Consider the following 13,671-nt stretch of genomic DNA (forward strand, 5'->3'; position numbering starts at 1 on the left):
TCGGCGAGCGCGAGACCGAAACCACGCGCCTCGAAGAAGCCGCGCAGATCTTTCGCGATTCGCTTGTCGTGTTCGAGCGCGAGAAGGACGACCTCAACTGGGCCGCCGCGCAGAACAACCTGGCCAATGTGCTCCTGAAGATCGGCGAACGCGAGAGCGACCCGAAGCGCCTGAATGAAGCGGTCGCCGCCATGCGCGCCACGCTCGAGAAGCGCCCGCGCGACAAGGTGCCGCTCGACTGGGCCGCTTCGCAGAACAATCTCGGCCTGGCGCTCTATGCCCTGTCCGAGCGCGAGGCCGCCGGCGAGCATCTGACGCAAGCGGAGGCGGCTTACCGGCTGGCGCTTGAGGAATACAGGCGCGAAAAGGTGCCGGTGGAATGGGCGATGGTCGAGAACAATCTCGGCAACACGCTTGTCTCACTTGGCATCCAGCTCAACGACAAGGCAAAGATCAACGCGGCGGCCGATGCCTTCCGCGCTGCGCTCGAGGTGCGAACCCGTGAAACCTTCCCGGTCTCGTGGGCAACCAGCCGGCTCAACCTCGGTAACGCCCTGAGCGGCGTCGCCCGCTTCGACATGGGCACCGGCGCGCTCAAAGAGGCAGCGGCGGCCTATGACGATGCGCTGACGGTGTTTACCCGGCAGCGTTTTCCGATGGACTGGGCATCAGCCCAGAACAATCTCGGCTCAATCTACCAGACGCTTGGCCAGCGCACCCGCGACGCAGCCAGGCTCCAACAGTCGGCCGCGGCGTTCCAGGCCGCCCGACAGGTCTATGTCAGGCGAAAATTCCCCCTCGACTGGGCAATGAGCCACTACAATCTCGGCAACACGCTGCAGCTTCTCGGCGGCGTGACCGACAAGCCGGAACACTACGGTGAGGCCATTGCCGCCTACCGCGACGCGTTGCGCGAGTACAAGCGCGAGACCAACCCGCGGCAGTGGGCGCTGGCCCAGGCCGGCCTCGGCTCGACGCTGCACTGGCTGAGCATGAGCAATGCCGATCCCAAGACCTTGCTTGAGTCCATCGCCGCCCGCAGGGCGGCACTTGAAGTGCTCACCGTCGAGGCCGCACCCGTCGACTGGGCCAATGCGCAGAACGGCATCGGCATGAGCCTGCTCAACCTCGGCAATCTCCAGCGGACCGACAAATATCTCAGCGATGCCGAAGCGGCCTTCACGGCAACGCTGAAGGTGTTCACCCGCGAAAGCCAGCCGCTGCAGTGGGCCTTCGAACAGAACAATCTCGGCGACATCCACTGGAACCGCGCCGGCTATGGCGGCGGGAAGGCCGAATATCGAAAGGCGATCGAATTCTTCGAGAATGCCAAGCAGGGCTTTACCGAAGCCGGCTACACGATGCCCATCCCGTTGACCGACCAGAAGATCGATCTGGTGAAGAAACAACTGGCGAAGAAGTAAAGCCCCACTCGACCGCGCCTTGTCTTTCGGCTGGCTTTACCGTCCCTATATGTCCAGCCACCGGAGCCCATTGCCGGGAACCGGAGAAGGATAGTCTATGATTCGATTTGTGCTGGCTTTGCTTCTGCTCGCCATCCCGGCCGCGGCCCACGCCACGGACGCTGGCTGGGCGCTGTTGCGCGATGGCGGCCATGTCGTGCTCCTGCGTCATGCCATGGTCACCGGCACCACCGATCCGGCGAATTTCGACATCGACAGCTGTGCCACCCAGGTCAATTTGTCGGCGCGCGGCAAGCAGCAGGCGAGCAAGATCGGCGCCTTGTTTGCCGCCCGCGCGGCACCCATCGAGCGCGTGCTGTCCAGCCGCTATTGCCGGTGCCTCGACACCGCGCGCATCGCTTTCGAGGCCGAGCCGGAGCTCTTCGCGCCGCTCGATCTCCTGAAGGGCGATGAGACGCAGAAGGCGGCGCAGATCGCGGCGATCCTGAAGGAAATCCGCGCCTATTCCGGCTCGGACAATCTGGTCATGGTCACCCATCTGGAAGACATCGTGGCGCTGACCGGCGTTTCGCCGCGCGAAGGCGAAGCCGTGGTCGTCGAGCCGCAGGGCGATGGCCTGCGCGTGCTCGGCCGCGTCACGTTCTAGTCGTGGCGAGAAGCGGCTGACGCGCCGGTGAGCAGCCATGTGTCGATGCGGAATTTCCATGCATCGATCATGCGTGCGAAAGCATCCTGCGTCAGTCCGGACAGATACGACCTGCCTGCCGCGCTCAGGGCAGTGAATGTATAGGCGATCGATGCCTCGGTGCCGCCGTCAGCAGCCGGATGGCAGACCACCTCGACAAATCCGAAACGCGAATCCGGCGTGACCCTGACATAGCGGACGCGATGCCCGACAGGATCCCAGTCGGCGCAGGCCCAGAGTGTCGTCTCATCACCGTGGGCGGTCCGGAAGACCATGCCTTGCCGCGTTGCGCCGCCTTGCGGATGCAGAAATTCCGGGTCCCAGCCTTCCACCCACAAGGTCTCGCCGATCGGCGTGAACAGCGGAAAGACGCGATCGACCGGACCGGAAAGGACGATACTGTGGCAGCGCTCAAGATGGCTCGTCATCCGTCTTCGCCCTTCCGTTCAGTCAGACGGTGGCTGTCCGCGGCGCCAAGCTCCAGCCCATAGATGCGCTTCAATTGGCTGATTGTTTCGAGTGTCGCTGGTGAAAACGGCGTCTGCCCTTCGAAAGCATGCAGCACAATACCTTCGATGAGATCGCCGAGGCTCATGTCGCGGTGTCGGCCTTCCACAAGGGCGACGTGGTCGCCGAGACCTTCGACACCGGCATTCCGCCGGTGGTGACCGGTTTCCTGTTCAACACGCGGCTGCAGAAGTTCGCCAACCCGATCGTGCGGCGTGCACTCGGCATGCTCTACGACTTCGAATGGGCCAACAAGAACCTGTTCGGCGGCAAATACGCGCGCGCGATGAGTTACTGGCAGAATTCCGAGCTTTCGGCGCTCGGTCATCCGGCAGACGACAGGGAAAAGGCGCTTCTGGCGCCCTACCCCGGCCGCGTCCCGGCCGATGTCATGGACGGCACGTACCGGCCTCCGGTCACCGATGGTTCGGGGCAGGATCGCAAGGTGCTGAAAGCGGCCTTCGATCTCCTGAAAAGCATCGGTTATCACGTGCAGGACGGGACAATGCTTGATCCCGATGGCCAGCCCTTCGGCTTCGAGATCCTGGTTGCTTCGCAGGATGAGGAGCGCCTCGCCGGCATCTATCAGCGCACGCTGGAGAAGATCGGCATCGACGTCACCATTCGCAGCCTTGACGGCGACCAGATCCAGTCGCGCAAGCAGCGCTTCGATTTCGAGGCTCTGATCGGATCGAGCGGCTTCAACAATTCGTTGTCGCCCGGCATCGAACAGCTTGGACGCTGGGGATCCGAAGCGGCCAAGGCCGAAGGCTCGTTCAATCTCGCCGGGGTCGCCGATCCGGCGGTGGACGCGGCGATCGACGCGATGTTGCGCGCCCGGTCGAAGGAAGACTATGTCGCTGCCGTCAGGGTTCTCGACCGGCTGTTGATCTCCGGCAACTACATGGTGCCGACGCAGTACAACACGCAGCAATGGATTGCCTACTGGAACTACCTGGAACATCCGCAAAAGACGCCCATATTTGGGTATCAACTGCCAAGCTGGTGGCGCAAACCGAACTAAAGGTTCAGGAGATCGAGATGAGCGAGCTGAACGCCATCACCGTCGATGTGGTGTCCGACGTCGTCTGCCCATGGTGCTTCATCGGCCAGAAGCGGCTCGACAAGGCGATATCAGCTGTCGGCGACACCGAGGTGCATGTCCGCTGGCGCCCGTTCCAGCTTGATCCGACCATTCCGCCGCAGGGCAAGGATCGCCATGAGTATATGCTGGCCAAGTTCGGCAGCGACGAACGCATCCACGAGATTCATGCCCGCATCGAACCGCTGGATATGGCGGTCGCCGACGGCAGCAAACACACTTCCGAGCCCGGCTGTAGAAGACGCTGCCAAGTTCGTCGCTTTAAGGCGCTGGGCCAGCTCTGCCTGCATATGCCCGCGTTGATCAGGTACCGATCCGAAAAGAAGATTCCCGCCGACACTTCTTACGAACGGCGGATTCATGACGCACAAATCCAATGACGGAAGTGGCGCAACGGAGGGTACGTGTTCATCGGCAGCGGTTATCGCACTGCCGATTCCTGGGCTCATGAGATCCAACTGGGTCTCGATGGTACTGGCGGAAACGTAATCGATACTACCTAGGTAAACCTGCCCCGATTTCATTCGGCCCATCGGCAGAGAGTAGAGGTGCATTTTATGAAAGCACGTTTCCGGCGCCAGAAGCGCTAAAGTTGACGCCGTAAGATGAACGGCCGATGGAAGGACATCATAGCCGTAAAGCATTTCCTCGATTATTAGCTTATGCAATTCTGTTAGTGAGTCACTATCGATTGTCTCGCTTCGACTTGCTCTAAATTTATGAAATTATCTGTCAAAGCTTGGCTCGCGGCCATAAGCAGCGTACCCGTACCGCAGGCCAAATCCGCTATCTTGAATTCGTTTAACGAAACCGGATTAGCCCAATCAACTTGGGGCCATCTGTCAATATCTAAAGTCAGCTTTAGTAATAAAGTTGCTGCTGGAACAGACGTGTAATAGGTACCTAGATATTTCGCTTCAAGCAAGAGGAGATGATAAATCCTACCCATTAGGTCGTGCCGTAGGGCAGCCTTCTTCGATACTATCTCTAGCGCTCGCTCGGCAAGATGCCGAACTGCAGAGTCGGTATCAGAATGCGACGGCAGCGACAGAATAATGTCACGTGCCACCTTGAAAATTGGCACGTAATTGATCTCATTTATTATCATGTTCCAGTGGGCAGCAGTCTTCCCAACAAAGTCCCGCTCTACGAGTAACGATCGTATCGGCTTTACCTTTTCTTCAAGGCCAGACAATTGCTCTTGGAAAATGAACGCGTTCGCCAGCATTAAGGCGGCGAGTTTCGCCGTGGTCTCGCGACGGCGTTGTTCAAACGGAAGCGTCGGCACTTGTCTTCCCCCCCACTCCCAAAACCTGAATGAGACGATCGCAAGCTCCGCGGTTGTTCATTAGCGCGCTTGCAACCTCCGAAAGGCCAACATTAAGCGTGTCAACTGCCTGCTGAAGAACATCGTCACGTACCAGAATGTCGTGCGCTCTCCGAAGTTCGGCCAAAATGTCATTCATCGAGCCGCTATGCCAGGCACCGTCGCCGGCTTCCGTTAGGACGGCGAATTCTAGACTCGTTGAACTCAGGGCCTCACTTAGCTTGACGAACTCGACAGTTCGTATCTTGGCCGGGTAGACGACCGATGCGGCCGCGCGTCTTTTCGCCGATGTCCTTGCCCCAGACGGTGCGCGACCAGATCAGCGGGACCAGCGAGAAGTCGGCGCAGTCGTGACAATCCACGATCGAAGGCAGGATTTCCTCGATCATCGCATCGGTGTCGGCTCCGCCCCGGCCGCTTGCCAGCCGCGCGAAGGCACGAACCGTATCGCGTTCAGAAAATTCCGAGATCTCATCCAGCGTTTCCGTGATGCGGTCGGCAAGCGCGGCAGGCGCGTCTCCCTGACGGCCGGCATGGCAGATTTCCACACCGAGGGACCGCGAGGCGAGGAAGCCGGCGGCCTTGAGGGTGACGCGGAAATGGCGAAAATCGGCGGGCGCATTTTCCGACGGGCCAATAATGAGACGTGCTTCGCCGGCCTTGAGGGTGAAATCATAGTCGAAACGTTCGGTCGACATGAAGTCGCCCTCGACCGTGACATTGACCGCGATATCCACCGGCAAGGGTTCGGCGAAAAGAAGTGTGATGTCGCCTTCGAAATAGGCCGTCCTGTCGAAGTGCATGCCTTCGAGGGCCGCCTCGATCTTCCCGGCGACCTTGCCGTCGATCGGCACGGGCACTGCAACGCTTGCCGTCGGCCCCTCCAGATAGTCAAGCTGAAAGAAATAGCGAGCATCGCGCTCGGCAAGATCATCGAAGAAAATGGTGATCTCATTCAGCCCGACCTCCAGCGGCAGGTCGAATTCGACCTTTGCCTCCAGGTTGCGGCTATAGGGTGCCATCCAGCCGACCTCGGCGCCGTTCAACCAGAGAACCGCGCCGCCGCACGTGCCGAGGCGAACCTTTGCAGTCCCAGCCTTTTCGACGAAAACGCAGGTGCGTGCCCAGGTGGCTAGCCGCGTCGGCCGGAACCAGAAGCCGGAGAGATCGAGCCGCGGCGAGCCATAAGGCAGCCACCAGCGGGCAGGGGTGAAGGCGCCTCGCACATCAGGCCGCTTGCCCCGATAATGCTCGGCGAAAATCGTGCGGCAGGGATACTCATGCGGAATGAAATTCTTATGCTTGGTCAGAAAGAAGAAGGGGTCCATCTCACCCTTCATGGGCGCGTCGGGAACGTCGAAACGCTCCTCGGCGGTCGTGCCCAGCTGCCAATGGCGGATCGCTTCGCCGGCCTTCAGGTCATGGTTCATGAGTGATGTCGCCGGGGTCATTTCAGTTCCGCCACGGCCACCGGAGCCACGTCGTTGTACTCTTGGTTCTCTCCGGTCATGCCCCAGACGAAGGCATAGGGACCGGTGCCGGCGCCCATATGGATCGACCAGGCCGGCGACAGGACCGCGTCGCCGTTGGCGACGACGAGATGGCGCGTCTCCTCAGGGCGGCCCATCAAATGAATGATGCGATCATGCGCTGCCATGTCGAAGTAGCAATAGGCCTCCATGCGCCGCTCGTGCAGATGCGGCGGCAGGGTGTTCCAGACACTGCCTTCGGCAAGGTCGGTGATGCCCATCAGCAGAAGGCACGAGGGCGCGACTTCCGGGTGGATGTACATGGCGAGGCGGCGCTTGTTCGACCGGCTGATGTCGCCGAGTTCGACCGGCTTGGAGTCCCCTTTTCTGATCAGGCGGTGGGGGATGTCCGCACCGGCCGGCACCGAATTCATGTAGAACCGGGCAGGGCTATTCCCCGACAGGCTCGCCAGCGCAATCGTCCGGGCGCCGCGACCCAGGTAGAGCACGTCACGGTTGTCGAGCGTGAAGGACTGGCCGTCAACGCTCACGGTGCCCGTGTCGCCGAGATTGGCAATGCCCATTTCACGCGCAGACAGAAGATACGGCGTGCCGATCTCGGCGCCGGATCCAAAGGTCACGCTCTTCGTCACCGGCATGGCCCCGCCGAGCAACAGGCGGTCGACATGCGTATAGGTGAAATTGACGGCATCTGCGGCGAACAGACCGGTGATCAGGAAAGCGTTGCGGAGTTGCTCCGTGTCGTAGCCTTTGACATCTTCCGGCGCCGCTCCATACAAGATCTTCATCGTCATGCCGCTTGTCCTTTTGTTCCGACATGCTGCAGGCCCTCGGAAAGGCACAGGATTGCGAGGGCCTGCCCGTAACCGGTCGGTTGAATGGGAATATCCTTGTAGAATTGGAGGTCATGGCCCATGCGCGTGCCATAGGAGACGTTGAGCACGGTGCCGGTCTCATCGATATTGTCCATTACCAGCCGCAGCGCCTTCAGACCCGCCGCGTGCCACCCCGGCGTGCCGATCCCGAGGCGATAGCCCTTGAGCAGGCCGTAGCCGATGCCGGCCGTCGCGGAAATCTCTTCATAGGAGGTGGGGTCGTCGAGCAATGTGCGCCATGCGCCTGAGGGCGCCTGAAGCGCAAGCAGCGCATCGACCTGAGCCACGAGAACGCCTTGCAGGAAGTCCTTTACCGGTTTGGCGACGTCCGCCAGATCGAAGAGATCAAGCATGCCGGCTGTGATCCAGGCATTGCCGCGTGCCCAGCGGGCCTGGGCGAAATTGTGCCGACCTTCGAATGTCCAGCCATGGAACCACAAGCCGGTGTGGGTGTCGGCGAGGTAGCGGGCATGCACGAGGAATTGCCGCGATGCCTCGTCGACCAATTCGCGCCGGCCGCTTGCCTGACCGTAGGACGCCAGGAACAGGGCCACCATGTAAAGGGTATCGTCCCAGAGTTCGTTGTTATTGACCTTGTCCGAGACGTGGTGCTCGAAGCCGCCTTCCGGCGTTCGGCCAAGGTCGGACACCACACGGTTTGCCCAATCGTTGAGGATCGGTTGCCAGCGGGGATCGCGGGTTTTGGCCCAGAGCACCGACAGACCGAGCATTGGCGCAGTCGTGTTGACATTGAGCTGCGGCAGACCGGCTTCGATACGGTCCCGATACCAGGCTTCGATGAGCCGGCGCAGATCGTCCTGGCCTGTGAAAAGCCAGAGCTTGATCAGGCCATAGAGGCCGACGCCCTGCGGCCACTCCCAACTGTCGAAGCTGATGTAGTCGCCGGCGGTTCCGTCGAGATTCGGTTCATGAAAGCGACCGTCGTGCTTGAGGCCGGTCGTTCCGGCGACAAGGCGATCGAGACCATTTCGAATGTCGCGACCGTCTGGACCCATAGCATTTCCTCTTATCCGCGTCGCTCTTGTGGCGGCTCCGTGGCAGAACAAAATGCATGATGATTTCACTTGCGCAATATGAAAATTTTTCTCATCTTGGCGCAAAGGAGGCCGTTATGGCCGTAAAACCGCTGCCCGGCAAACGTGGCAAGAAGAGCAAGCGTGTGCGCCTTGAGGACCTTGCCGAGGCCTGCGGGGTGTCGTTGAGTACCGCTTCGCGTGCGCTTGCAGGCGAGAAAGGCGTTCGGCCGGAAATCCGCCAGAAGGTTCTCCAGGCAGCGAAGATCGCCAACTACACAATCCCGACAGCGGTCGCGGGACAGAAGGTCATCCTCGCGGCATCGAGCGCCGCCATGATTGACTACGTGCGCAACCAATTTACGCTTTATGTCCTTGAAGGGTTGAACGAGCGCGCGCAGGCACTTGGGCTTGAAATTGTCAAGCGCTCCATCGGCGACAAGAACGAGGAACTGGCCGTTCTGAAGGAGGCGCTGGACGATCCTCAGGTCGCCGGCTTGCTTTTTCTCACCGTCGATGACGAGGCCATGCTGGCCGCCACGCGCAGCTTCGACAAGCCGGTCGTCCTTCTCAACGGCGACGATCCCTTCATGCGGCTTTCCAGCGTCACGCCCTGCAACCGCTCAAGCGCGCGGCTGGGCGCCGATCACCTGATCGACCTCGGCCACGAGCGCATCCTGTTCCTGATGCGGCCGGGTCGGCGCACCATCGAACGGCGCTACGAAGGCTGGAAGGATGCGCTGCTGCATCGCGGATTGCCGTTCGATGAGGATCTCGTGGTTCCCGTCGAGGACTGGCTTCCGGAGCTTGCGGCGCAGGCGGTTGCGGCGCGGATCGCCGCCCGTGGTCTTGATTTCACCGCCATTCTGGCCGCCGGCGACAGCCTTGCCGTCGGTGCGATGATGGGCATTCAGCAGTCGGGGTTTTCAGTGCCCGGCGACGTTTCGGTAATGGGCATGGACGACCTCCCGCAGGCCGCTTTCCTCAATCCGCCGCTGACGACCATGCATATCCCCATGCGCGAAATCGGCTCGGTAGCGCTCGACCTGCTGCGTGACAGCCTCTCCAGTCTTCCCATACCGCCACGTCGCGTGGAACTCGCCTGCCATCTGGTCGAACGATCCTCCACGGCTCCATGCCGGCCGCTTCCGAACAAGTAGGTTTCCTTGTGCAGCCAGGCTGGCTGTTTTGTCGCCGGACAATGGCACGGGTTCCGGCAAAGAGCCATTCAGACACCTCCACCGGCATGATGCTGGCGATCTGCAAACCTGTGTACACTCGGGGCGTCATATTGCCGGCGTGCCGCGGACCTTGTGCGGAACCATACGGGACGATACGGAGAGACTTCTGATTTTGGCCCACGAAAAATCCAATGAAATCACCGTTCATAGCACGGCCTCCTGGGGCCACAAATAAGTCTTTAATATCAAGTACTTAGCATATATTTTTACAACGCGCATCACCAAACGATCGTTGTGATGCACCCGGATGCGGTCTGAATCGCCGCTGTTCAAATGGCCACTATTTTCGCCCGAGAATGCCATATCCGATGGTCGCGTGAGAATCAGCCGGAATAGCGTCGGCACTTCCGGGACTTAGTTTTCGCTTCCGGCTGGCTGCATCCGTTCATTTGGAGCACCATCCCGTGCGCCTCATTTCATGGGTCTTTCAGGGTTGTGTGCGTCAAGTTCTGCAAAAAGGGGCGGCGGCCATGAGGCTGGTCATACGGCTTGGCGCAGAGCGAGCTTCTTGTGCTCGCGCAGGTCGTCCATGTTGATGTAGCGGTTGGCCTCCATCCAGTTTTCGTTGGTTTCGACGGCCAGCGCCCTGACCAGGCGCAGGCAGCTTTCGGCGTTGGGGCGATAAATGCAGCACAGGCTTCGCGTTGGGCATCAAGCGAATTGAATTCCTGCTCCAGACCCTCTTCGGTCGATTTGCGAGTGTAGATTGCACAGTTGAGGCGAGGGGATGTCGTCATAGGTCGAAAAACCTTGGGCCGGACCTCCGAAGCCCGGCTTAATTCCGGACAGTGACAGATAATTCCGGACTGCACATCAGTCAGCCGCAATAGCGCAATGTCGCGCGGAGGCGTGGAGCCGAGGGTGTCGGCTTGGCAGAACCACACATTGTCGCTGCCGAGACAGCAGTCTGACTATTCAGGTGGCTCGAATTTACCGTTGAACAAGATACCGGCGGCTAGCCCGAGCGGATTGGCGATCCGGCTCTGCAGAACCTCAACGAGTTTGTGTCCAACATCCGCCATATCCACGGAATGAACTCCGATCTTGGCCGGCAGGAAGCGCGCCAGACGCGTGCTGTCGCGGGCTATGACGTGCACGTCGCGACCGAGCACCAGGCCTCGCCTGTCGAAAGCGTGCAGCGCTCCCAACAGACCCAATTCGTTGGCGCATGCAAGGCCTGTCGGCGGATCTGACGACGCCAGCAGGCGATCGAACCAGGCCGCGCTCGATTCCATCGTGAACGTGCCGTGACCGATCAGCGACGGGTCGATTGCAATACCGGCCTCGGTCATCGCCCTTGCATAGCCTGCAAGACGCATCGCGCTCGCCTGATCGTTCGGCACGAGAAGTTGCAGCGCTATGCGCCGGCAGCCTTTGCGGATGAGCCGTTGGACCGCATCGTAGGCGATCTGCTCATTATCGATATCGACATAGGGATAGACGAGATCCAGATCGGTCCTTCCAAATGCGACGAACGGTACGCGCTCATCCAAAAGCAGCCGGACACGCGGATCGCCCGAGATCATGCGCGTGATGATCAAGCCGTCCGCGCTGCGCGCCTGAAGCAGGTGCCGCAAGCTCTCGACAGGGTCGTCATCTGGGGTGGTGAAATAGATGGACAGGCTATAGCCGGCCTGCCGTGCCGCCAGCGTCATACCTTCGATCAAAGGCAGCTTCGCCAGATCGGACAGATAGTCACGGAAACCGTGGCGGCGGCTTTGGAGGATCAGTCAGACCAAATCCGCGAAGCTTTGGCCGCCGGCGGCCTGGATATGGCCATCGGCGTCTATCTCTCGGCGGCGCACCGGGACAATCCGGCGCAGGGCTGCGCGTCTGCCGCGTTGTTGCCGGAAATCGCGCGCGAGCCTTCCGAAACTCGTCAACTCTATACCGAGCGCCTGCTGAGCTTGGTGCGCCAGGTGTCGGCGGAACTGCCGCCGCAGGTCCGGGATCCGGAGGACGTTGCGTTCGGTATCTTTGCCACCCTTATCGGCGCCCTTCAGATGGCCCGCGCCGTTGAACGGACAGAGTTGTCGGATCGTATCCTTGCAGCAGGAGCACAGGCAGCTCGAGCGCAGATCATGCCGGGTCGGGATGATGCGGCGCTGGCAGGCAAAGAGGGCGGCCACCGCGCGTAGCGGGAGATCATTATCCTATCCTGCGCCTCTTAGATTTCCGGCCACACGGCATAAAATTCAAGACCTGCAGGGGCCGCCGATGAGACTAAATTCGGTATCAGGCTGCGTCGTGGCATGCGAAGCTCACCAGAGGTTTCCCCGCATCGTCTTCGGCTCGATCGCGCCGGCGAAGGCGGCTTTGCAGGCGTTGAACGCGACGGCGCGGGCCACGTTTCGGTTGGCTTCCAGCCCGCAGGAGGGCGTTGACCACCTTCCCATTGTCGAATCCTCACCTCGGGGCTGCAGTCCGCCGCACACCGGAGAGCGCGGCACGCTGCGGATAGTGCAACTCAGAGCGTTTGCCTTGCATTGAAGAATGAGCCGCCTGTTGGACATCGCAGAACTGCGGTGGCTAAGCGGCACTCACCTCGAAGCCGCCGCCAAGCGACGTTGCGCGGCGGGCTTTTTTTGAGAGCGGATCGCCTTTGGTTTCGGAACCGCACAAATCAAAATGGAAAAACGTTTTCTTTGAAGGCGCACGTGGTTTGGTGTGGTGGCTCAAGGCCGTGGATGCCCGAACTTGGACGAACTGCAATAAAGTACGGCCCTTTGAGCATTCATCGAATCTGAGATCGTCCTACCTTGGTGTTCGGATGCGCTGTTTGCAACGAAAGGAGAAGGCGAACCATGGCTTGGAAGAAGGCATCGACTCTCGGATTTGCTGCAACGCTCTTCGCGCAGGCAGCACAAGCCGAAATCCAACACATTGTGGTGTTCAAATACCAAGCGAATATTGCGGCAGATACCAAGGCCGATTTCGCCAGGAGGTTTCCAGCGCTGAAGGACGTCGCCAAGCGCGATGGACATCTCTAAATAGTCTCCATCAAGGGGGGGCAGGCGATCAGCAGTGAGGGATTCGACCGGCAATTGGAACAAGCTTTCATAGTCACCTTCAAGAACACGGATGACCGAGACTATTTCGTAGGAAAACCCTACGGGGACGCCATGGACCCGGATCACCGCGCGCTCGCCACCACCGTCGAACCCCTATTGGATCGCGACGTGAACGGTAATTTAGCGGGCTTATTTGTCTTCGATTTTGACGACGGGGCCGCCCGATAGCTTGGATCGCCTTTTAGCCCCTTGGAAGGCCGAGATGACGACCTCAATCACCAAATAACTCTGCTTGCCTGGCGTCACGTCTCGAAGAAAGTCAGAAGCTCGAGAAAAGCCCGCGCAGCGCCGTTGACGGGAGCCGACCCTTCACCGCGCAAGTGGGCCACCACCAGTTCCCAGCAGATGACGGGCTCGGCCATCTCCGAGATGGCGATCCGGGGTGTTCGCATCTCGGCAATCGTTTCGGGCAAGAGTGCGATGCCAAGCCCCTTGCTGACCAGGTCGATGATCGTCTCGACGTCGGTGACGTCGAAGACGGTTCGCCTTTGGAAGCCTGCCAGGCCGAACGCACGATCGATCAGAGGGCGGGTGCCCCAGCCAATATCGAAATCCACGAAGGGGTAACCAATCAGTTCGTCGAGGGTCACCTCACGCCGTCCGGCAAGCGGATGGTTCGGAGGAGTGGCGACAACCATGTCCTCGCAGGCGACGATCCTGGTGACGATATCATCGGGTGGGTCAAGCAGCGGCAGGAAGGCAAGGTCCAACTGTCCAGCCCGAAGCTGCCCCATGAGCCCGGCAGAATCGCCCTGCCTCAGACGGACCTCGATTCCGGAGTTCGTCCCGTGAAATCGCGAGATCAGGGACGGCAAATCGAGAAAAGCCGGCAGGCTGTGGACGGTCCCGATGGAAAGCGAGCCGCATCGCAAACCTTCAATATCAGCGACCGATACGCGGCCAACATCGATCACT

The 13,671-nt window shown here is 60.3% G+C and carries 13 protein-coding genes and 4 pseudogenes; 7 read left to right on the forward strand and 10 right to left on the reverse strand.

Annotated elements, in window-relative coordinates; translation table 11 throughout:
• Window positions 1-1,424 (forward strand): annotated as a pseudogene (locus ACFSQT_RS29355) (caspase family protein); the annotation flags it as partial.
• A gap of 97 nt (window positions 1,425-1,521) precedes the next feature.
• Window positions 1,522-2,070, forward strand: coding sequence for a histidine phosphatase family protein (locus ACFSQT_RS29360; RefSeq protein ID WP_379024388.1), 549 nt, complete (start codon window positions 1,522-1,524; stop codon window positions 2,068-2,070).
• Here ACFSQT_RS29360 and ACFSQT_RS29365 read toward each other — a convergent pair.
• A complete protein-coding gene (locus tag ACFSQT_RS29365) occupies window positions 2,067-2,537 on the reverse strand; it encodes a hypothetical protein (RefSeq protein ID WP_379024390.1) in 471 nt (156 codons plus the stop codon). The genes ACFSQT_RS29360 and ACFSQT_RS29365 overlap by 4 nt on opposite strands.
• Before the next feature lie 179 nt (window positions 2,538-2,716).
• Here ACFSQT_RS29365 and ACFSQT_RS29370 point away from each other — a divergent pair.
• Both ACFSQT_RS29370 and ACFSQT_RS29375 read left to right on the forward strand, forming a co-directional pair.
• Window positions 2,717-3,640, forward strand: a pseudogene (locus tag ACFSQT_RS29370) (ABC transporter substrate-binding protein); the annotation flags it as partial.
• Between the two features lie 17 nt (window positions 3,641-3,657).
• Window positions 3,658-3,915, forward strand: a pseudogene (locus ACFSQT_RS29375) (DsbA family protein); the annotation flags it as partial.
• A 476-nt stretch (window positions 3,916-4,391) separates the two neighbouring features.
• On the opposite strand, the gene ACFSQT_RS29380 reads toward ACFSQT_RS29375, so the two are convergent.
• The 4 genes from ACFSQT_RS29380 to bglB form a co-directional block, all read right to left on the reverse strand.
• Window positions 4,392-5,006, reverse strand: a complete 615-nt coding sequence (locus ACFSQT_RS29380; RefSeq protein ID WP_379024717.1) for a hypothetical protein — start codon at window positions 5,004-5,006, stop codon at window positions 4,392-4,394.
• A gap of 251 nt (window positions 5,007-5,257) precedes the next feature.
• Complete coding sequence (locus ACFSQT_RS29385) at window positions 5,258-6,475, reverse strand: hypothetical protein (RefSeq protein WP_379024719.1); 1,218 nt, start codon at window positions 6,473-6,475, stop codon at window positions 5,258-5,260.
• Window positions 6,476-6,492: 17 nt separating this feature from the next.
• Window positions 6,493-7,329 (reverse strand): 5-dehydro-4-deoxy-D-glucuronate isomerase, encoded by an 837-nt coding sequence (kduI, locus tag ACFSQT_RS29390; protein ID WP_379024721.1) that lies wholly within the window; start codon window positions 7,327-7,329, stop codon window positions 6,493-6,495.
• On the reverse strand, window positions 7,326-8,426 hold the full coding sequence (bglB, locus tag ACFSQT_RS29395) for a beta-galactosidase BglB (RefSeq protein WP_379024723.1): 1,101 nt from the start codon (window positions 8,424-8,426) through the stop codon (window positions 7,326-7,328). Before bglB ends, kduI begins: the two co-directional genes overlap by 4 nt.
• A 116-nt stretch (window positions 8,427-8,542) precedes the next feature.
• On the opposite strand from bglB, the gene ACFSQT_RS29400 reads away from it, so the two are divergent.
• Window positions 8,543-9,604 (forward strand): LacI family DNA-binding transcriptional regulator, encoded by a 1,062-nt coding sequence (locus ACFSQT_RS29400; protein ID WP_379024725.1) that lies wholly within the window; start codon window positions 8,543-8,545, stop codon window positions 9,602-9,604.
• 561 nt (window positions 9,605-10,165) lie between these two features.
• Here the strand turns inward: ACFSQT_RS29400 and ACFSQT_RS29405 are convergent.
• Together ACFSQT_RS29405 and ACFSQT_RS29410 are read right to left on the reverse strand one after the other, a co-directional pair.
• A pseudogene (locus ACFSQT_RS29405) lies at window positions 10,166-10,303 on the reverse strand (IS256 family transposase); the annotation flags it as partial.
• A gap of 293 nt (window positions 10,304-10,596) precedes the next feature.
• Window positions 10,597-11,340: a substrate-binding domain-containing protein gene (locus ACFSQT_RS29410; RefSeq protein WP_379024727.1), complete on the reverse strand. Its 744-nt coding sequence runs from the start codon at window positions 11,338-11,340 to the stop codon at window positions 10,597-10,599.
• Window positions 11,341-11,403: 63 nt separating this feature from the next.
• Here ACFSQT_RS29410 and ACFSQT_RS29415 point away from each other — a divergent pair, with 63 nt between their 5' ends.
• Window positions 11,404-11,823, forward strand: coding sequence for a hypothetical protein (locus ACFSQT_RS29415; RefSeq protein ID WP_379024729.1), 420 nt, complete (start codon window positions 11,404-11,406; stop codon window positions 11,821-11,823).
• Window positions 11,824-11,946: 123 nt separating this feature from the next.
• Here ACFSQT_RS29415 and ACFSQT_RS29420 read toward each other — a convergent pair whose 3' ends face one another.
• Window positions 11,947-12,081: a hypothetical protein gene (locus ACFSQT_RS29420; protein ID WP_379024731.1), complete on the reverse strand. Its 135-nt coding sequence runs from the start codon at window positions 12,079-12,081 to the stop codon at window positions 11,947-11,949.
• Between the two features lie 133 nt (window positions 12,082-12,214).
• Window positions 12,215-12,364 (reverse strand): hypothetical protein, encoded by a 150-nt coding sequence (locus tag ACFSQT_RS29425; protein ID WP_379024733.1) that lies wholly within the window; start codon window positions 12,362-12,364, stop codon window positions 12,215-12,217.
• Between the two features lie 125 nt (window positions 12,365-12,489).
• Between ACFSQT_RS29425 and ACFSQT_RS29430 the strand changes: the two genes are divergently transcribed.
• On the forward strand, window positions 12,490-12,675 hold the full coding sequence (locus tag ACFSQT_RS29430) for a hypothetical protein (RefSeq protein ID WP_379024735.1): 186 nt from the start codon (window positions 12,490-12,492) through the stop codon (window positions 12,673-12,675).
• A 323-nt stretch (window positions 12,676-12,998) separates the two neighbouring features.
• Here ACFSQT_RS29430 and ACFSQT_RS29435 read toward each other — a convergent pair whose 3' ends face one another.
• Window positions 12,999-13,670 (reverse strand): LysR substrate-binding domain-containing protein, encoded by a 672-nt coding sequence (locus ACFSQT_RS29435; protein ID WP_379024821.1) that lies wholly within the window; start codon window positions 13,668-13,670, stop codon window positions 12,999-13,001.
• Window position 13,671: the final 1 nt, after the last annotated feature.

The sequence above is a fragment of the Mesorhizobium calcicola genome (assembly GCF_042682105.1).
GTDB lineage: Bacteria > Pseudomonadota > Alphaproteobacteria > Rhizobiales > Rhizobiaceae > Mesorhizobium > Mesorhizobium calcicola.

Coding starts and splice junctions, on each gene's coding strand:
- ACFSQT_RS29360 (WP_379024388.1), top strand. CDS start 1,522: ATGATTCGATTTGTGCTGGCTTTGCTTCTGCTCGCCATCCCGGCCGCG.
- ACFSQT_RS29420 (WP_379024731.1), bottom strand. CDS start 12,081: ATGGGAAGGTGGTCAACGCCCTCCTGCGGGCTGGAAGCCAACCGAAAC.
- ACFSQT_RS29410 (WP_379024727.1), bottom strand. CDS start 11,340: ATGACGCTGGCGGCACGGCAGGCCGGCTATAGCCTGTCCATCTATTTC.
- ACFSQT_RS29400 (WP_379024725.1), top strand. CDS start 8,543: ATGGCCGTAAAACCGCTGCCCGGCAAACGTGGCAAGAAGAGCAAGCGT.
- bglB (WP_379024723.1), bottom strand. CDS start 8,426: ATGGGTCCAGACGGTCGCGACATTCGAAATGGTCTCGATCGCCTTGTC.
- ACFSQT_RS29385 (WP_379024719.1), bottom strand. CDS start 6,475: ATGAACCATGACCTGAAGGCCGGCGAAGCGATCCGCCATTGGCAGCTG.
- kduI (WP_379024721.1), bottom strand. CDS start 7,329: ATGACGATGAAGATCTTGTATGGAGCGGCGCCGGAAGATGTCAAAGGC.
- ACFSQT_RS29430 (WP_379024735.1), top strand. CDS start 12,490: ATGGCTTGGAAGAAGGCATCGACTCTCGGATTTGCTGCAACGCTCTTC.
- ACFSQT_RS29365 (WP_379024390.1), bottom strand. CDS start 2,537: ATGACGAGCCATCTTGAGCGCTGCCACAGTATCGTCCTTTCCGGTCCG.